Genomic DNA, 17697 nt, shown 5'->3' with positions numbered 1-17697 from the left:
GCGCGCGATCATGAGTGGATCCCGCACTCGGTCTTGTTGGTGCCGGCCCAGCGCCCGCTGCGCGGGTCCTCGCCCGGGGCGACCCGGCGCGTGCACGGCCAGCAGCCGATCGACGGGTAGCCGTCGTACACGAGCGGGTTGACCAGCACGCCGTTCTCGGCGATGTAGCGCTCGACCTGCTCGTCGCTCCAGCGGGCCAGCGGGGAGACCTTGACCTTGCCCTTCTTGGCGTCCCAGCCGATGACCGGCGCGATGACCCGGTTGTGGGTCTCCGCGCGGCGCAGGCCGGTCGCCCAGGCGTCGTAGTTGTCGAGCGAGTCCGCCAGCGGCTGGACCTTGCGCAGCTTGCAGCACAGGTCCGGGTCGGTCTTGTACAGGTCCTTGCCGTACGCCGCGTCCTGCTCGGCGACCGACTGCACGGGCGTGATCGTGATCAAGTTGACCGGCATCGTCGCCTCGACGGCGTCGCGGGTGCCGATGGTCTCGACGAAGTGGTAGCCGGTGTCCAGGAAGACCACGTCGAGGCCGGGCGCGACCTTCGACGCCAGGTCGGCGAGCACGGCGTCGCCCATGGACGACGTCACGCAGAAGCGCTCGCCGAACGTCGCGACGGCCCACTCGATGATGTGCTCGGCGGGAGCCAGCTCGAGCTCGGCGCCCCAGTGGGACACGAGCTCGCGCAGCTCCTCGGGGGAGCGGCCCTCGGTCTCGGTGCCGCGGTAGTCACGGGCGGAGCGGGTGGTGGCGGCGGTCATGACGGTCCTCTCCCTTCGTTGGCAGAGGGTCGGAGCAGCCCGATCAGCTTCAGGCTGAAGGCACGCATGCAGGAACGGCACTCCCAGGAGCCGTGGGCTCCCTCGTGCGGGCGCAGGTCCTCGTCGCCGCAGTACGGGCAGTGGAAGGGGACCGCGCGTTCGCTCATGACAGCGCACCCTCGAGAGCGGGCTCCACGGTCTTGTCGCCGCGCACCAGCTCCTCGTCGGCTCGCAGCACCCAGGTGGTGAACGACTCGCCTTCCTCGCGGTCGGCCAGGTAGTTGGTCACGAGGGCGGACACGTAGTCGTCCAGCCCGGCGCTGGTGACCTTGTGGGCGCGCAGCTTGCGGCCGAAGTTCGCCTGCAGGCCGGTCGCGCCGCCGAGGTGCACCTGGAAGCCCTCCACCTGCTGGCCGTCCTGCATCACGAGCTGGCCCTTGAGGCCGATGTCGGCGACCTGGGTGCGCGCGCAGGCGTTCGGGCACCCGTTCACGTTGACCGTGATCGGGGTGTCGAGGCCCGGGAAGCGCTTCTCGAGCTCGGCGACCAGGTCGCGGGCGCGGTGCTTGGTGTCGACGATCGCGAGCTTGCAGAACTCGATGCCGGTGCAGGCCATGGTGTTGCGCCGCCAGTTCGACGGGCGCCCCGAGAGGCCGATCTCGTCCAGGTCGTCGAGGAGCGCGTCGACGGCGTCCGGCTCGACCCCGATCAGCACGATCTTCTGGTACGGCGTGAGCCGGGCGCCCGCGACGCCGTGCTTGTCCAGCAGGTCGGCGAGCTGCACCAGCAGCGTGCCCGAGACCCGGCCGGCGGTCGGCGCGATGCCGACGTACTTCTTGCCGTCCTTCTGGTCGTGCACGCCGATGTGGTCGCGGTGGCCGACGGGCGACTCCGGCGACGGGTTCGAGACGAGCCGGCGGTCGAGGTACTCGTTCTCCATGACCTCGCGGAACTTCTCGATGCCCCAGTCGGCGACGAGGAACTTCAGGCGAGCCCGCGAGCGGAGCCGGCGGTAGCCGTAGTCGCGGAAGATCGAGGCGACGGCCTCCCAGGCGTCGGGCACCTCGTCGAGCGGGATCCAGACGCCCATCTTCTGCGCGAGCATCGGGTTGGTGGACAGGCCGCCGCCGACCCAGAGGTCGAAGCCCGGACCGTGCTCGGGGTGCACCGTGCCGACGAACGCGATGTCGTTGATCTCCGGCGCCACGTCGTGCGACGGGTGGCCGGTGAGCGCGGTCTTGAACTTGCGGGGGAAGTTCGCGAAGTCCGGGTTGCCGATGTAGCGGCGCTCGATCTCGGCGAGCGCCGAGGTGCCGTCGATGATCTCGTCGACCGCGACGCCGGCGACCGGCGAGCCGAGGAACGGCCGCGGCGAGTCGCCGCACGCCTCGAGGCTGTGCAGCCCGGAGGCGTCGAGCCGCTCCCAGATCGCGGGGACGTCCTCGATGCGGATCCAGTGGTACTGGATGTTCTCGCGGTCGGTCACGTCGGCGGTGTCGCGCGCGAAGTCGACGCCGATCTGGCCGAGCGTGCGGACGGTCGCGGGGGAGAGGAGCTTGCCGTCGGAGCGGACCCGCAGCATGAAGTAGCGGTCGTCCAGCTCCTCCTCGTCGAGGATCGCGGTCTTGCCGCCGTCGATGCCGGGCTTGCGCTGCGTGTAGAGGCCCATCCAGCGGAACCGGCCGCGCAGGTCGGCGGGGTCGATCGAGTCGAAGCCGCGCTTGGAGTAGGTGTAGAGGATCCGGTCGCGGACGTTGAGCGGGCTGTCGTCCTTCTTGGACTGCTCGTTCTTGTTCAGCGGCTCGGTGTACCCCAGCGCCCACTGGCCCTCGCCGCGCTTGGGGCGGGGGATCTCGGTGCGCTCGGCACGCTTGGCGGTGAAGCGAGGGTCGGACATGTCAGTCGATTCCTTGACGAGACGGCGGGGCTCGCGACGCTCGACCGGCGACGTTGCCGGGAGGTCATCGGCCAGGAGCAGGGCTGCTGGTCAGGAATGCCAACACATCATGCTGCGGGTACGACCGAAGTCCACGTGGCGTCGGGCCACGAGGTACGTCGTCGTTGCAGCGCTGATCATGTCAAGGAGTCTCACGGGTCGGACGGTGTTCCCACAAGGCGAAATCTCATGATGCGAGACCGCCATTCAATATCTGAGACACGCGACCGGGATGCCGCGCTCAACCGTGGAACACCTGCGGCCCACGTCACATTCCCGGTGCGTCACTGCGGCGCTCACGGTCATAGGCTGGGCGCCATGAGCGACCAGCGCATCGACTCCCTGACCAGCAGCGCCTACCAGCAGGCTCTCGAGGTGATCGCCTCGGTCGAGCCGCGGATCGCGGACGCCACCCGCCAGGAGCTGGCCGACCAGCGCGGATCGCTCAAGCTGATCGCGAGCGAGAACTACGCCTCGCCGGCCGTGCTGCTCACCATGGGCACCTGGTTCAGCGACAAGTACGCCGAGGGCACGGTCGGGCACCGCTTCTACGCCGGCTGCCAGAACGTCGACACCGTCGAGGCGCTGGCCGCCGAGCACGCGCGCGAGCTGTTCGGCGCCGAGTACGCCTACGTCCAGCCGCACTCCGGGATCGACGCCAACCTGACGGCGTACTGGGCGATCCTCGCCCACCGCGTCGAGGGGCCGTGGATCGAGAAGGCCGGCGTCAAGAACATGAACGACCTCTCCGAGGAGGAGTGGGAGAAGCTGCGCCACGAGCTCGGCAACCAGCGGCTGCTGGGCATGAGCCTCGACGCCGGCGGCCACCTCACCCACGGCTTCCGCCCGAACATCAGCGGCAAGATGTTCCACCAGCAGCAGTACGGCACCGACCCGGAGACCGGGCTGCTCGACTACGACGCGCTCCGCGCCAAGGCGCGCGAGTTCAAGCCGCTGGTAATCGTGGCGGGCTACTCGGCGTACCCCCGCCGCGTGAACTTCGCGAAGATGCGCGAGATCGCCGACGAGGTGGGCGCCACCCTCATGGTCGACATGGCCCACTTCGCGGGCCTGGTGGCCGGCAAGGTGTTCACCGGCGACGAGGACCCGGTCCCGCACGCGCACGTCGTCACCAGCACGTCGCACAAGTCCCTGCGCGGCCCGCGCGGCGGCTTCATCCTGGCGACCGAGGAGTACGCCCCCAGCGTCGACCGGGGCTGCCCGATGGTGCTCGGCGGCCCGCTGTCGCACGTGATGGCCGCGAAGGCGGTGGCGTTCGCGGAGGCCCGCCAGCCCTCGTTCCAGACCTACGCGCAGAGCATCGCCGACAACGCGAAGTCGCTCGCCGACGGCTTCCTGTCGCGCGGCGCGCAGCTGGTCACCGGCGGCACCGACAACCACCTGGTGCTGCTCGACGTCTCGTCGTTCGGCCTCACCGGCCGCCAGGCCGAGTCCGCGCTGCTCGACGCCGGCGTGGTCACCAACCGCAACTCCGTCCCGCGCGACCCCAACGGCGCCTGGTACACCTCCGGCATCCGCCTCGGCACCCCGGCGCTCACCACCCGCGGCTTCGGCCACGACGAGTTCGACCGGGTCGCCGAGCTGATCGTGCACGTCCTGCAGAACACGCAGCCGGGCACCACGAAGGCGGGCGAGCCGTCGAAGGCGTCGTACACCCTCGCCGACGGCGTGGCCGACAAGGTCAAGGACGCCTCCGCCGAGATGCTCGACAAGCACCCGCTCTACCCGGGTCTCGACCTGGCCTGACCCGGCCCGAGGGCCGAGGCCAGGACGATCTCAGGACAGGGTCAGCCCGGCGCTCAGCAGCTCCGACAGTGCCGTCACGGTGGTCGACGGAGGCACCACGCTCGCGGTGGAGGTCGCGCTGAACACGATCACCGCCAGGTCGCCGGCCGTGAGCGCGGCGTTCAGACCCGTCACCCGGCACTGGCCGACGCTGCCGGCGACGGCGATCGTGTTGAACGGCGGTGAGAGCGTGCACCCGGCGCCCGGTACCGGTGTGAACGGCGCGGCACCGGAGGCCGGCGCGGTGTAGAGCTGGGCCTGGATCGACAGGCCGGCCCCGGTGCCGAAGAAGCCGACGTTGCTGAGCAGCACCCCGCGCGCCGAGAAGGACGACAGGGTCTGGTTCGTGGGGATGATCTGCGCCATCGCCGCCGGGCCGGTGGGCGAGCTCGCGCTGAGTGGGCTGGACATGTCGATGCTGCCGACGAAGCCGGAGCCGGAGATCGGCAACGCCACGCCGGCTCCCGTGCCACCGCCGGGCGGCGTGGTGAGCGTGGCCAGACCACCGCTTCCCGAGGTCATCGCAGTGACGCCCGACCCGTCGGCCCCGTCCGCCCCGTCCGCGCCGTCGGCCCCGTCGGTGCCGTCAGCACCCGGGGACCCGGCCGGTCCCGCCGACCCTGCTGGGCCCGCCGGTCCGACCGACCCGGCGGGGCCGGCGGGTCCTGCGGGTCCTGCGGGTCCGGGCGGCCCCGCGGCTCCGGCGCCCGCCTCGCCCTGCAGGCTCACGCCGTCCTCGGGCCACGCCTCGGCCTTCGGGCCGTAGATCTCGCGGGCCTGCGTGTCGAAGTACAGGTCGCCGGCCACGCCCACGTCGTCGGCCGGCGGCCCTTCGCCGGTCAGGATGCTCGCGCCGTCCACGCCGTCCACGCCGCGGGCGCCGCGCTTGTTCCACGACACCCGGCGCTCCCGCTCAGCCCGCGGGCCCTCGGTGACGCACGGCGCGCCCGGTCGCTCCAGCCGCATTGCGCCGGTCTTCACGCTCACGCAGGCGGTGACGGTCGAGGTCGGCCGATCGGTGCTGGCGGCGTAGCCGGTCACCACCGTCGCCGTGAGCGCGACGACGGCGACGGTGGATCCGAGGACACGGGCTCGAGTCTGACTTCTCATCGTGGCAGCTCCCGGTGGACGTGGAGCTCCGACGCTAGGGGCACGGGACCGGGAGTGTCGCCGAATCGGCGCGGAGCTAGACCACCAGCAGCGCGCCGCCGTTTGCCGTGCGCGGTGCCGGGTACGCGTCGCCTAGAGCACATCGCCTAGAGCACATCGTCCTCGTCTCGGGAGACCTCATGACTGCCACGGCCGAAAGCCGACGCGACAACGCCGCACCGCCTCCGAAGAACCGCACCCACTGGCTCTACATCGCGGTGATCGTCGCGGTCGGCCTCGGCATCGTGGTCGGGCTGCTGTTCCCCGACTTCGCCGTGGAGCTGAAACCGCTGGGTGACGGCTTCGTCGGGCTGATCACGATGATGATCCAGCCGGTGATCTTCTGCACGATCGTGCTCGGCGTCGGGTCCGTGGCCAGTGCCGCCAAGGTCGGCAAGGTCGGCCTCGGCGCGCTCGTCTACTTCCTGGTGATGTCGACGTTCGCCCTGACGATCGGCCTGGTGGTCGGCAACATCCTGAAGCCGGGCTCGGGTCTCGAGCTGAGCGACGACCTCGCCTCGGCCGGCGCGGCGCAGGCCGAGGAAGGCCACGCCAGCACCACGGAGTTCCTGCTCGGGATCATCCCGGACTCGCTGTTCTCGTCGCTGACGTCCGGCGACGTGCTCCAGACCCTGCTGGTGGCGCTGCTCATCGGCTTCGCACTGCAGCAGATGGGCTCCACCGGCAAGCCGATCCTCACCGTGGTCGAGTACGCGCAGCGGCTCGTCTTCCGCGTGCTCGCGATGATCATGTGGGCCGCGCCGATCGGCGCGTTCGGCGCGATCTCGGCTGTCGTGGGGGAGACGGGCGTCGACGCGCTGAAGAGCCTCCTCGTGCTGATGCTGGGCTTCTACATCACGTGCGTGCTGTTCGTGTTCGTCGTGCTGGGCACGGTGCTGCGCGTCTTCGCCGGCATCAACATCTTCGCGCTGTTCCGCTACCTCGCCCGCGAGTTCCTGCTGATCCTCGCGACGTCGTCCTCCGAGTCCGCGCTGCCGCGGCTGATCGCCAAGATGGAGCACGCCGGCGTGGACAAGACAACCGTCGGGATCGTCGTACCGACCGGCTACTCCTTCAACCTCGACGGCACCGCGATCTACCTGACCATGGCCACGCTGTTCATCGCCGAGGCGATGGGCGACCCGCTGTCGATCGGCTCGCAGATCTCGCTGCTGGTCTTCATGGTCATCGCGTCCAAGGGCGCGGCCGGCGTCACCGGTGCCGGACTGGCCACCCTGGCCGGCGGCCTGCAGTCGCACCGGCCCGAGCTGGTCGACGGCGTCGGCCTCATCGTCGGCATCGACCGGTTCATGTCCGAGGCGCGCGCCCTCACCAACTTCGCCGGCAACTCCGTCGCCACGGTCCTCATCGGCACCTGGACCGACGGCGTCGACCGCGAGCGGCTGGACAAGGTGCTCGCCGGCGAGCTGCCGTTCGACGAGCAGACGATGCTCGACGACCCGGTCCACGAGCCTGAACCGGCAGGAGCTCGCTGACCGTCCTCAGGAGACGCCGAGACCCACCGACACGACCCCAGTGACCGTGGCGTCGCCCTCGATCTGCCGGTAGCCGGTGACCAGGAGGACAGCGCGCTGGCCCCGGGTGAGCTCGACGCGGAGATCGGCCTGGCAGGTCCGCCTGTCTCCGGCCTGGTCGTCGGTCGTGAGGCCGATCTGGCAGACGGTCGAGGATCCCAGGGCCAGGCCGCCGACGGTGTTCTCCGTGTACACGCCGATGGTGAACGTCATGGGCGCGGTGGGCGCTGACGTGAGGTGGAAGGTGGCGTTCATCGACGTGATCGTCATGGCCGACGGCATGACCTGCGTGACGGTCGCGAGCTCGGCGGGGTCGGCCAACGGGAGCGAGGCCGCGGCGATCGCGCCCCGACCCGACAGCGGCATCGCCGCACGTACTCGCTGCGACGGCCCGGCGTCGCCGTCGAAGAGGGTCACCGGTGCGTCCCCGCTCGTCGCGAGGAGCCCGGAGGTTCCTGCCGGACCGGTCGGTCCCGCGGGTCCGGGCGAACCCGGTGCACCCGGTGCACCCGGGGCGCCCGGGGCGCCTGCCGGACCCGGAGCTCCAGCCGCGCCGTCGGCGCCGTCGGCGCCGGGCAGGCCCTGCGGACCGGTCTCGCCCCACGTCACCCGGCGTTCCCGCCTCGCGGCCGGACCCGTCGTCACGCAGGGCTTCTGCGCGGTCTCGAGGCGCAGCGCGCCGGTGCGCACCTTGGCGCAGGCGGTGACGGTGGACTCGGCGTCACGGGTGCCGGCGACGGCGGCAGCGCCGGAGGCGACGAGGGCGAGGCTGGCGACGGCGATGCCCGCGACGCGGGCCCGGGAGAGGGACATGGGTCGACAGGCTAGGGCGCGAGCGCCGTCGCCGGAGTCGTTTCAGCGCGCGACGGCGTCGATCTCCAGCCGCACGTAGTCGACGACCGGCTCGGCCATCGCGAGCCGGACCTCCGTGACGAAGCCGGCGCGGTCGGCCTCGGGCATCGCGTCGAGCTTGGAGCCGAGCATGACGGTCGCGAGGTAGCGCTCGAGGACGGCGGGATCCTCGATCCGGAACGGGTCGGGTCGCAGGAGGACCGAGCGCACCTCGAAGCCGGTCGCCTCCAGCTTCGCCCGGGTGTCGTCCTCGCCGGCGAACTCCCAGCCGTCGTGCTCGTCGCCGGTGACCCGTGCGAGAGCGTCGTTGACGATCGCGACGTTGCCGCGGCCGCCGCAGTCGGTGCTGAGGGTCGCCCCGGTCCTCATCGAGGCGCGCAGCCGCGTGAAGAGCAGGGTGTGGTCCTGGATCCAGTGGAACGCCGCCACGCTCATGACCGCGTCGACGGGCTCGGGCACCGGCAGCGGCTCCAGCAGGTCGGCCCGGATCAGCGTCGCGCGGTCGCCGAGGCGCTCGCGGGCCTGGTCGAGCATCTGCTGCGAGCCGTCGATCCCGACCATCCGCACGCCCGGCCACCGCTCGAGCAGCGCCGCCGCGTCCCGACCGGTGCCACACCCGGCGTCGAGCACGAGCTCGTCGCCGGTGAGGCCCATCCGGTCCAGGACCCGCTGGCCCCAGGCGACGTGGGGGAGCGGCAGGGAGTCGTACGACGAGGCGTCCCACTCGCGGATGCTGGTCATGGAGCGACCCTAGGGCCGATCAGACGACGGGAGTGGCGCGGTCCACGATCGCGCGCAGGTCGCCGCCGTCGAGGGCGCCGTACACGCCGTCGTACGACGTCCCGAGCCGCGACGCACAGAACACGTCGGCCACCTCGGGCGGGCCGAAGCGGACGAGCAGCGAGCCCTGGAGGCACGCGGCCATCCGGCCGGCCAGCCGCCGCGCGTTGACCTCGAGCGAGGTGGGGTCGCCCATCAGGGAGCCGATCAGCGCCAGGGTCTCCTCGATCGCGCGGTCGAGGCGTACGTCGCCGCCGCGGGCGCGGCCCACCTCGGTGATCCAGGCGTCGAGCACCTCCGGCTCGCGGCCGAGCGCGCGCAGCACGTCGAGCGCGTTGACGTTGCCCGAGCCCTCCCACACGGAGTTCAGCGGCGCCTCCCGGTACAGCAGGGGCATCCCGGACTCCTCGACGTAGCCGTTGCCACCGAGGCACTCCAGCGCCTCGGCCACGTGGCCGGGCGTGCGCTTGCACACCCAGAACTTCGCCAGCGGCAGCGCGATCCGGCGCAGCGCCGCCTCGTGCGGGTCGGCGAGGCCGTCGACGGCCGCCGCGAGCCGGATCGCCAGCGCCGTCGCCGCCTCGGCCTCGACGGCGAGGTCGGCCAGCACGTTCTGCATCAGCGGCTTGTCGGCGAGCACCGACCCGAAGGCCGAGCGGTGCGCGGTGTGCCAGGTCGCCTCGTTGACGGCGCGGCGCATCAGCGACGTCGAGCCCAGCACGCAGTCCAGCCGCGTCGCGGCGACCATCTCGATGATCGTGCGGACGCCGCGGCCCTCGTCGCCGAGCCGGTGCGCCAGGGTGCCGTCGAGCTCGAGCTCCGAGGACGCGTTCGACCGGTTGCCGAGCTTGTCCTTGAGGCGCACGACGTCCAGCCGGTTGCGGCTGCCGTCGGGCAGGACCCGCGGGACCACGAAGCAGGTGACCCCGCCGGCGGCCTGCGCCAGCACCAGGAACACGTCGTTCATCGGCGCCGACGTGAACCACTTGTGCCCGTGCAGGGTGTACTCGCCGTCCACCGCGGTCGGCCGCGCCTGCGTGACGTTGGCGCGGACGTCGGAGCCGCCCTGCTTCTCGGTCATGCCCATGCCGGCGAGCGCGCCGAGCTTGCCCGACGCGACACGCAGCCCCGGGTCGTACGTCGTCGACGCGAGCAGCGGCGTCCACTCCTTGGCCAGCGCGTCGTCGGCGCGCAGGGCCGGGACCGCGGCGTACGTCATGGAGATCGGGCAGCCGTGACCCGGCTCGGTGTGCGACCAGGCCATGAAGCCGGCCGCGCGCCGCACGTGGGCGTGGGCCGCGCCGTCGTCCTGCTGCTCCCACGGTGCCGCGGCGAGCCCGTGCCCCACCGCTCGGCCCATCAGCCAGTGCCAGGACGGGTGGAACTCCACCTCGTCGACACGGTTGCCGTAGCGGTCGTAGCTGACGAGACGGGGGTGGTTCTCGTTGGCGAGCATGCCGTGCTCGCGCGCCTCCGCGGTTCCGGCCTCGGCGCCGATCGCGGCCAGGTCCTCGACGACCTCCTCGGACGCGTGCCGGGTCACCGCCTCGACGAGCGACCGGTCGCCCGTGACGATGTTGTGACCTGCCAGGAGCGGCGCCTGGTTCGTGGCTACCCGGATGTCTGAACGCATGCGCCTACGGTAGATCCATGGCCGGGGCGGACGGGGTGGAGAGGGCGCGCGAGTCCGACTCCCCGGTCGCGGCCTGGCTCCGCAACGCCCGCGCGCTGGTCTGGCGGCTGGTGGTGACCACGGTCGGGTCCTGCCTGAGGTACCGCGTCACCGGCCTCGCCGCGGAGGCGGCGTTCTTCGCGATCCTGTCGGTGCCGCCCCTGATCTTCGCGATGGCCGGCGGGATCGGCTACGTGTCCGACCAGTTCTCGGCCGCCGAGGTCGAGAACGTCCGCGGCGCCGTGATCGACCTGTCCAGCCGGGCGCTGACCGACAAGGCCATCAACCAGATCATCACGCCGACCATCTCCGACGTGCTCGGGCCCGCGGGCGGCCGGTTCGACATCGTCTCGGTCGGCTTCATCCTCGCGCTCTGGTCCGGCTCGCGCGCGCTCAACGTGTTCGTCGACACCATCACGATCATGCACGGCCTCGGCGGGCACCGCGGGATCGTCAAGACCCGGGCCCTGTCGTTCGCTCTCTACGTCCTCGCGATGGTGTGCGGCGTGGTCTCCATCCCGCTGGTCGTCGCCGGACCCAGCCTCGTCGAGGACTGGCTGCCGGAGCGGCTCGACCTCCTGATGGCGTTCTACTGGCCGATCGTCGTCGTCATCTGCATCTGCTTCCTGGCGACGCTCTACCACGTGTCGGTGCCGGTGAAGACGAACTGGAGCTTCAACCTCCCGGGCGCCACGTTCTCCCTGTTCTGCTGGATCGTCGGCTCCTACGCCCTCCGGTGGTTCCTCACCGTCACGTCGACGGACTCCCGCTCGATCTACGGACCGCTCGCGGCCCCGATCGCGGTGCTGCTGTGGCTCTACCTGGTCTCGATCGCGGTGCTGATCGGAGCCGCCGTGAACGCCGCGTTCGACTCGGTCTTCCCCCAGCAGCGGACGGTGCTCGCGCGACTCGAGCTCGTGCAACGGCTGCGTCGCATCGGGTCGCGTCCCGAGGGGGGCTAGGGTCGCCCCGTGCCCGAGGAATCCAGCGACGCCAAGTTGGGTCACGTCCGCGGTCAGGTCGCTCTCCCCGATCCCGGCCGGTCGCCGTGGTGGGAGCTCGGACGCCGGCTGCTGCTCGCGCTCGCGATCCTCGTCGGCACCGTCCTGATCGTGTACCTCGACCGGAGCGCCTACCGCGACGGCAACGACCCGCCGGGGTACGGCGTCGACCTGATCGACTCGATCTACTACACGACGGTCACCCTGAGCACGACCGGCTACGGCGACATCGCCCCGGTCGAGGCGCACGCCAGGATGATCAACGCATTCGTCATCACCCCGCTCCGCATCGCGTTCCTGGTGCTGTTGATCGGGACCACCCTGGAGGTGCTCGCCTCCCAGGGCCGCGAGATGATCCGGGTCTCCCGGTGGAGGAAGAAGATGGGCGCTCACGTCGTCGTCGTCGGCTACGGCACCAAGGGGCGCGCGGCCGTCGACACCTTGGTCAACAACGGCGAGGACCGCGAGGCGATCGTGGTGGTCGACCCGGGTTCGGTCGCGCTGCAGGACGCCCACGCCGACGGCCTCGCGGTCGTCAGCGGCGACGCCTCCCGCCGCGACGTGCTCCGGCGCGCCGGCGTCGCCGAGGCGCGCCAGGTCATCATCACCACCGACCGCGACGACACGAACGTGCTCGCGACGCTGACCGTGCGCCAGCTCAACCCCGACGTGTGGATCGTCGCCGCGGTCCGCGAGCAGGAGAACGTCGCGCTGATGCGTCAGTCCGGCGCGAACTCCGTGATCACCTCCTCCGATGCTGTCGGCCGGCTGCTCGGCCTGTCGTCGCTGTCGCCCACCCTGGGCTCGGTGATGGAGGACCTCCTCACGTACGGCGAGGGTCTCGAGGTGGCCGAGCGCGACCTGCTGGTGACCGAGGTCGGCAAGCAGCCGCAGACGCTGCCCGACCAGGTGATCGCGGTGGTGCGCGACGAGAAGGTGTACCGCTACTTCGACCCGGTGGTCACCCAGCTCGCGCGCGGCGACCGGCTGATCGTCGTACGCCCCGCCAAGGAGCTGCCCTGGGCGCCGCGCCCGGGCACCCACGACGAGCAGCTTTCCACCGACGACGCGTAGCGGCCCGGTTGCGGGGCTGCAGGGCGCTCGGGCACTAGCCTGCTTCCCATCGGGCGGGGGCCTGAAGGAGTTGGGGATGCCGGGAGACCGGACGGGTGGGCGGCTGCATCCAGTCGCGACGGTGGGATTCGCCGTCGCGTACCTGGCGTTCGCCCTCCTGAGCCGCGAGGCCCCCGGCGCCGGCTTCGACTCGGTGGTGCGCCCGGCCGGCGGGATCGCGATCCTCTGGCTGCTGCTGCGGCAGCCGGGCCTCGCCGGGCTCGACACGGCACTGCTGACGACGGTGGCGTACGTCGCCAACAGCGTCACGGGCGCCGATCCCGGGGTGGCCGCGCTCATCACCGCCACCAACGTCGGGCAGTCGGTGCTCGCGGTCGTGCTGCTGCGGCGCTGGTGCCCGTCGCTCTGGGGCTGCGGTGGCACCCGCCCACTCGACCGGCCGCGGGTGCTCGCGCCGTACTGTGCCGCGCTGGTCGTGGCGCTCGGCCTGGGCGCGCTGGTCGCGGCGGTCGGCGTCGCCGCGATCGAGGGAGGGGAGCAGACCGCCGAGGGGATCCTCTGGTTCGGCCGCAACCTCTGCAGCGCGCTCGTGATGGTCACCGCCGGCCTGCTGCTCGGGCAGCGGCTGACGTCGCCGCGCCCTCGCCGGCGGCTGCTCGGCGAGGCGGGCCCGGTCGAGCTGGTGGCCGCGACCGCGTTCACCGTCGTGATGTACGGGCTCGCGTTCGTCCTCGTGGACGAGCCGCTGGCGTTCGTGCTGCTGGCCGCGACCGTCTGGTTCGCGCTGCGGTTCTCGACGCTGCTCAGCTCGTTGCACTCGCTCCTCGTCGGCTTCGCGACGCTGGGTCTCACCGTGAACGGGATCGGTCCGTTCGCGGCCGTCGAGCGCACGGACCTCGGCTACCTGGTCGCCCAGTTCTTCGTCGCCGCGATCTCCGTCACCGGGATGATCCTCGCCACCGGCCGCGACGAGCGGCAGGCGCTGTCGGCCGAGCTGCGCCGCAGCCAGGAGGAGGCGCTGTACGAGGCCAGCGTCCGCGACGCCGTGATCGGGTCGATCACGGAGGGCCTGATCGTGGTCGACCAGACCGGGGAGCTGCTGATCCAGAACGGCGCGGCGAGCGCGCTCCTGGGCGACGGCACCGGTCCGCTGACGTCCGACTCGCGGTTCGCCCTGAGCAGCTGGTCGATCGACGGCGCGGAGCTCGACGACTCCCAGCGACCGACCGCGCGGGCGCTGCGCGGCGAGACGGTCCACGGCGCCGAGGTGGTCCTCCGCATCGACGGCCAGCCGGAGCGGGTGCTGAGCATCTCCGGGATCCCGCTCCCGCGCGACGAGATCCGGAACCGGAGCCGGGCGTTGATGATCTTCCGCGACGTGACCGAGGAGCACGCCCACCGCCAGGAGCTCGCGTCGTTCGCCGGTGTCGTCGCGCACGACCTGCGCAACCCGCTGGCGGCGATCGACGGGTGGACGGAGATGATCGCCGACGAGCTCGACGGCGGTGACCTGGACCCGCAGACCGCGCGCGAGTTCGTCGCGCGGGTGCGGTCGTCGTCGGGGCGGATGCGCGAGCTGATCCGCGACCTGCTCGCCCACGCCACGAGCGGCTCGCGCGACCTCGACCTCTGCCCGGTCGACATCGGCGCGCTCGTCGCGGAGATCGCCGCCGCCCGCCATGCCGAGGACCGGGTCGTCTGCGAGCCCGTCCCGCCGGTCCTCGCCGACCCGGTGCTGATCCGGCAGGCCGTCGACAACCTCATCGGCAACGCGCTCAAGTACGTCGCTCCCGGGGTCGAGCCCGAGATCTCGGTGCGCGGGCGCCGGTCCGGCTCCCGCCTGGTGACCGTCCAGGTCGTCGACAACGGCATCGGGATCCCGGTCGCGGAGCGCGAGCGGGTCTTCGAGGAGTTCCACCGCGCGCACTACCGCGACTACGAGGGCAGCGGGCTCGGGCTGTCGATCGTGCGCCGGATCATCACCCGCCACGACGGCACGATCGTCGCCCGCGCCAACCCCACGGGCCGGGGATCGCTGTTCGAGTTCACGCTCCCGGCCTACGACGCCGCGGCCGCCCAGCTCGGCGCGTAGGCCGCCGGCAGGGTGGCTTCATCCGAAGGGGTGAGCCCGGGCGGGTGCGGGTGCGCGCATCCTGGCTCGGCCCGAGCGGCCGCGTCCGCCCCGTCCACGGGGGCCGGGGCGCTGGTGCGGCCGCCGGGCGCCAACCCGGTGCCGATTTAGTGCGCTTCCTCCAGTTTCTTGCAAGCCGACCCGATCCGGCCGTCGCGTGCTTACCCTCGTTGTAGACCACGTCGGGCGCCTGAGAACCCGGCGAGGTTCTTCTCCGGGACCACGGAAACCCGGGGAAGCGCAACGTTGACGGGGAGGTGGCCCGAGGTCGTCGCTGCCCTCGGGCCCTCCCTGTCCTCGTCTCTCCTACACCGATCGCACGGCCAGCCGCGCCCGGGCGGCCTCCCAGCGCGCGACCGGGACCCGGTACGGCGAGCAGGACACGTAGTCGAGGCCGATCCGGTCGAAGAAGTGGATCGAGTCCGGGTCGCCGCCGTGCTCGCCGCACACGCCGAGGTGCAGGTCCGGCCGGACGCCCCGGCCGAGGCGGACGGCCTGCTGTACCAGCGACCCGACGCCGTCGACGTCGATCGACTCGAACGGCGAGACCGGGAGGATCCCGCGGTCGCGGTACGCCGTGAAGAACTCCGCCTCGACGTCGTCGCGCGAGAACCCCCAGGTGGTCTGGGTCAGGTCGTTGGTGCCGAACGAGAAGAAGTCGGCGACGCCGGCGATGCGGTCGGCCGTGACCGCCGCCCGTGGCAGCTCGATCATCGTGCCGATCGGTATCGCGAGGTCGAGGCCCCGGCGGGTCGCGACCGCGGCGACGGCCTGCTCCAGCTGGGTCCGCACGAGCGCGAGCTCGCCGGCGCTGGCGACCAGCGGGACCATCACCTCCGGTCGCGGGTCGCCGCCCGCCTCGATCCGGTCCGCGGTGGCCTCCGCGATCGCGGTCGCCTGCATGTCGAACAGCCCCGGGACGACGATGCCCAGCCGGACGCCCCGCAGTCCGAGCATCGGGTTCTGCTCGTGCAGCCGGCGCACGGCCGCGAGCAGCTCGTGGTCGTGCTCGTCCTCCTCGTGCCGCTCGTCCTCGAGCGCGACCCGGACCGCGAGGTCGGTGAGGTCCGGCAGGAACTCGTGCAGGGGCGGGTCGATGAGCCGGATGGTCACCGGCAGGCCGTCCATGGCCTCCAGGATCTCGGCGAAGTCCTGCCGCTGCAGGGGCTCGAGGCGGGCGAGCGCGATCTCGCGTTCGGCGTCGTCCTCGGCCACGATCAGCCGCTCGACCAGCCCCCTCCGCTCCCCGAGGAACATGTGCTCGGTCCGACACAGCCCGATGCCGCCGGCACCCAGGCGGCGCGCCCGGCGGGCGTCGTCGGGGGTGTCGGCGTTCGCGCGCACCTCGAGCCGGCGTACGAGGTCGGCCCGGTCGAGCAGCCCGAGGGCCGCGTCGGCGAGCCGGTCGTCGACGACCTCGCCCTCCAGGCGGCGGACCAGGGCCGGCTCGCTGACCGGCACCTCGCCCAGGAACACCTCGCCGGTGGTGCCGTCGATCGAGATGACGTCGCCCTCCGCGACCTCCGACCCGTCCGCGAGCCGGAGCCGGCGGCCGGGGAGGTCGATGGTCACCGACTCGGCGCCGCAGACGCAGGTGCGACCCATCCCGCGGGCGACCACGGCCGCGTGGGACGTCTTCCCGCCGCGCGCGGTCAGGATGCCCCGGGCCGCCATCATCCCGGCCAGGTCCTCGGGCGTCGTCTCCTTGCGGACCAGAATCACCGCCTCCCCGCGCTCGGCCCACTCCACCGCCGTAGCGGAGTCGAGGACCACACGGCCGACGGCGGCGCCGGGCGAGGCGTTCAGCCCGGTCGCCACCGCCCGGCGGGTGAGGTCCGGGGCGAACTGGGGGAACATCAGCGCGGCGAGCTGCGTGCCGGTCACGCGTCGCAGCGCCTCGTCCGGGTCGATCTGCTCCTCGGCCACCAGGTCGGCCGCGATCTGCACCGCGGCGGCGGGGGTGCGCTTGCCGACGCGGGTCTGCAGCATCCAGAGCGTGCCGTCCTCGATCGTGAACTCGATGTCGCACATGTCGGCGTAGTGGTGCTCGAGCACCGACATGGCCAGGAGCAGCTCGTCGTACGACGCGCGGTCCAGGTCGGCCAGGTCGGCCAGCGACACGGTGTTGCGGATGCCCGCCACGACGTCCTCACCCTGCGCGTTCTGCAGGTAGTCGCCGTACACGCCGGGCTCCCCGGTGGCGGGGTCGCGAGTGAAGCAGACGCCCGACCCGGACGTCGGGCCACGGTTGCCGAAGACCATCACCTGCACGTTGACGGCGGTGCCGAGGTCCTCCGGGATCCGCTCGTGGCGGCGGTAGAGCACCGCCCGCGGGGTGTTCCACGAGGCGAAGACCGCGCGGATCGCCTGCCGCAGCTGCTCGCGAGGATCCTGCGGGAACTCGCTGCCGGTCCGTTCGCGGATGATCGCCTTGAAGTCGGCGACGACCTCGCGCAGCCGGTCGGCGTCCAGGTCGGCCGCGGCGTCCATCCGGTCGGAGAACGCCGCGCCGTCGATGCCGAGCACGGTGGTGCCGAACATCTGCAGCAGCCGTCGGTAGGAGTCCGCCGCGAACCGCTCGTCGCCGCTCTGGGTGGCCAGGCCGACGACCGTCTGGTCGTTGAGGCCGATGTCGAGGACCGTCTCCATCATCCCCGGCATCGAGAACTTGGCCCCCGAGCGCACCGACAGCAGCAGCGGGTCGGCCACGTCGCCGAGGCGGCGCCCGATCCGGGCCTCGAGCGCGCAGAGGTGCTCGTCGATCTCCTCCTCCAGCCCGTCGGGCTCGCGGCCGTCGGCGAGGAAGGCGCGGCAGGCCTCGGTGGTCACGGTGAAGCCGGGTGGCACCGGGAGCCCGAGCCTGGTCATCTCGGCGAGGTTGGCCCCCTTCCCGCCGAGTAGGTCCTTCTGGTCCTTGGTGCCGTGGGTGAAGTCCCATACGTAGGAGGCCATGCCTCAGGGTGTTCCGGGCCTCGGGCGGACGGCGAGGGTCGTTCGTCCCGGGTG

General features: G+C 72.0%; 12 protein-coding genes. 5 read left to right on the top strand and 7 right to left on the bottom strand.

Features of this window, described 5'->3' with window-relative positions:
• Nucleotides 1-8: 8 nt before the first annotated feature.
• Both ABD875_RS21585 and ABD875_RS21580 read right to left on the bottom strand, forming a co-directional pair.
• A complete protein-coding gene (locus tag ABD875_RS21585) occupies nt 9-755 on the bottom strand; it encodes a phosphoadenylyl-sulfate reductase (RefSeq protein ID WP_345182198.1) in 747 nt (248 codons plus the stop codon).
• 163 nt (nt 756-918) lie between these two features.
• Nucleotides 919-2652, bottom strand: a complete 1734-nt coding sequence (locus ABD875_RS21580) for a nitrite/sulfite reductase (RefSeq protein WP_345182196.1) — start codon at nt 2650-2652, stop codon at nt 919-921.
• A 357-nt stretch (nt 2653-3009) separates the two neighbouring features.
• On the opposite strand from ABD875_RS21580, the gene ABD875_RS21575 reads away from it, so the two are divergent.
• The gene (locus ABD875_RS21575) at nt 3010-4458 is read left to right on the top strand and encodes a glycine hydroxymethyltransferase (RefSeq protein WP_345182193.1); all 1449 of its coding nucleotides are present in this window, start codon (nt 3010-3012) and stop codon (nt 4456-4458) included.
• Between the two features lie 30 nt (nt 4459-4488).
• Here the strand turns inward: ABD875_RS21575 and ABD875_RS21570 are convergent, their stop codons facing one another.
• The gene (locus ABD875_RS21570; protein WP_345182192.1) at nt 4489-5607 is read right to left on the bottom strand and encodes a hypothetical protein; all 1119 of its coding nucleotides are present in this window, start codon (nt 5605-5607) and stop codon (nt 4489-4491) included.
• Nucleotides 5608-5786: 179 nt separating this feature from the next.
• On the opposite strand from ABD875_RS21570, the gene ABD875_RS21565 reads away from it, so the two are divergent.
• Nucleotides 5787-7142: a cation:dicarboxylate symporter family transporter gene (locus tag ABD875_RS21565; protein WP_345182191.1), complete on the top strand. Its 1356-nt coding sequence runs from the start codon at nt 5787-5789 to the stop codon at nt 7140-7142.
• 6 nt (nt 7143-7148) lie between these two features.
• On the opposite strand, the gene ABD875_RS21560 is transcribed toward ABD875_RS21565, so the two are convergent.
• The 3 genes from ABD875_RS21560 to ABD875_RS21550 are packed head-to-tail and all read right to left on the bottom strand — an operon-like array spanning nt 7149 to nt 10446.
• On the bottom strand, nt 7149-7994 hold the full coding sequence (locus tag ABD875_RS21560; RefSeq protein WP_345182189.1) for a hypothetical protein: 846 nt from the start codon (nt 7992-7994) through the stop codon (nt 7149-7151).
• 42 nt (nt 7995-8036) lie between these two features.
• The gene (locus ABD875_RS21555; RefSeq protein ID WP_345182187.1) at nt 8037-8774 is read right to left on the bottom strand and encodes a class I SAM-dependent methyltransferase; all 738 of its coding nucleotides are present in this window, start codon (nt 8772-8774) and stop codon (nt 8037-8039) included.
• 19 nt (nt 8775-8793) lie between these two features.
• On the bottom strand, nt 8794-10446 hold the full coding sequence (locus tag ABD875_RS21550) for an acyl-CoA dehydrogenase family protein (protein ID WP_345182185.1): 1653 nt from the start codon (nt 10444-10446) through the stop codon (nt 8794-8796).
• Nucleotides 10447-10463: 17 nt separating this feature from the next.
• Between ABD875_RS21550 and ABD875_RS21545 the strand changes: the two genes are divergently transcribed.
• The 3 genes from ABD875_RS21545 to ABD875_RS21535 all read left to right on the top strand — a co-directional run bounded on the left by ABD875_RS21545 (nt 10464) and on the right by ABD875_RS21535 (nt 14652).
• Nucleotides 10464-11447 carry a YihY/virulence factor BrkB family protein gene (locus ABD875_RS21545; protein WP_345182183.1) on the top strand — a complete coding sequence of 328 codons (984 nt, stop codon included), beginning with the start codon at nt 10464-10466 and terminating at the stop codon, nt 11445-11447.
• A gap of 9 nt (nt 11448-11456) precedes the next feature.
• Complete coding sequence (locus ABD875_RS21540) at nt 11457-12560, top strand: potassium channel family protein (RefSeq protein WP_345182181.1); 1104 nt, start codon at nt 11457-11459, stop codon at nt 12558-12560.
• Between the two features lie 121 nt (nt 12561-12681).
• Nucleotides 12682-14652 carry an ATP-binding protein gene (locus ABD875_RS21535; RefSeq protein WP_345182178.1) on the top strand — a complete coding sequence of 657 codons (1971 nt, stop codon included), beginning with the start codon at nt 12682-12684 and terminating at the stop codon, nt 14650-14652.
• Nucleotides 14653-14997: 345 nt separating this feature from the next.
• Here ABD875_RS21535 and ppdK read toward each other — a convergent pair whose 3' ends face one another.
• Complete coding sequence (gene ppdK / locus ABD875_RS21530; protein ID WP_345182176.1) at nt 14998-17643, bottom strand: pyruvate, phosphate dikinase; 2646 nt, start codon at nt 17641-17643, stop codon at nt 14998-15000.
• Between the last annotated feature and the right edge of the window lie 54 nt (nt 17644-17697).

It is taken from the genome of Nocardioides caricicola, from assembly GCF_039541135.1.
GTDB classification, from domain to species: domain Bacteria; phylum Actinomycetota; class Actinomycetes; order Propionibacteriales; family Nocardioidaceae; genus Nocardioides; species Nocardioides caricicola.
Note: the sequence above shows the minus strand (reverse complement) of the source record. Positions and strands in the feature narration are given on the sequence as shown.

Coding starts and splice junctions, on each gene's coding strand:
- ABD875_RS21575 (WP_345182193.1), top strand. CDS start 3,010: ATGAGCGACCAGCGCATCGACTCCCTGACCAGCAGCGCCTACCAGCAG.
- ABD875_RS21580 (WP_345182196.1), bottom strand. CDS start 2,652: ATGTCCGACCCTCGCTTCACCGCCAAGCGTGCCGAGCGCACCGAGATC.
- ABD875_RS21585 (WP_345182198.1), bottom strand. CDS start 755: ATGACCGCCGCCACCACCCGCTCCGCCCGTGACTACCGCGGCACCGAG.
- ppdK (WP_345182176.1), bottom strand. CDS start 17,643: ATGGCCTCCTACGTATGGGACTTCACCCACGGCACCAAGGACCAGAAG.
- ABD875_RS21560 (WP_345182189.1), bottom strand. CDS start 7,994: ATGTCCCTCTCCCGGGCCCGCGTCGCGGGCATCGCCGTCGCCAGCCTC.
- ABD875_RS21545 (WP_345182183.1), top strand. CDS start 10,464: ATGGCCGGGGCGGACGGGGTGGAGAGGGCGCGCGAGTCCGACTCCCCG.
- ABD875_RS21550 (WP_345182185.1), bottom strand. CDS start 10,446: ATGCGTTCAGACATCCGGGTAGCCACGAACCAGGCGCCGCTCCTGGCA.
- ABD875_RS21570 (WP_345182192.1), bottom strand. CDS start 5,607: ATGAGAAGTCAGACTCGAGCCCGTGTCCTCGGATCCACCGTCGCCGTC.
- ABD875_RS21565 (WP_345182191.1), top strand. CDS start 5,787: ATGACTGCCACGGCCGAAAGCCGACGCGACAACGCCGCACCGCCTCCG.
- ABD875_RS21555 (WP_345182187.1), bottom strand. CDS start 8,774: ATGACCAGCATCCGCGAGTGGGACGCCTCGTCGTACGACTCCCTGCCG.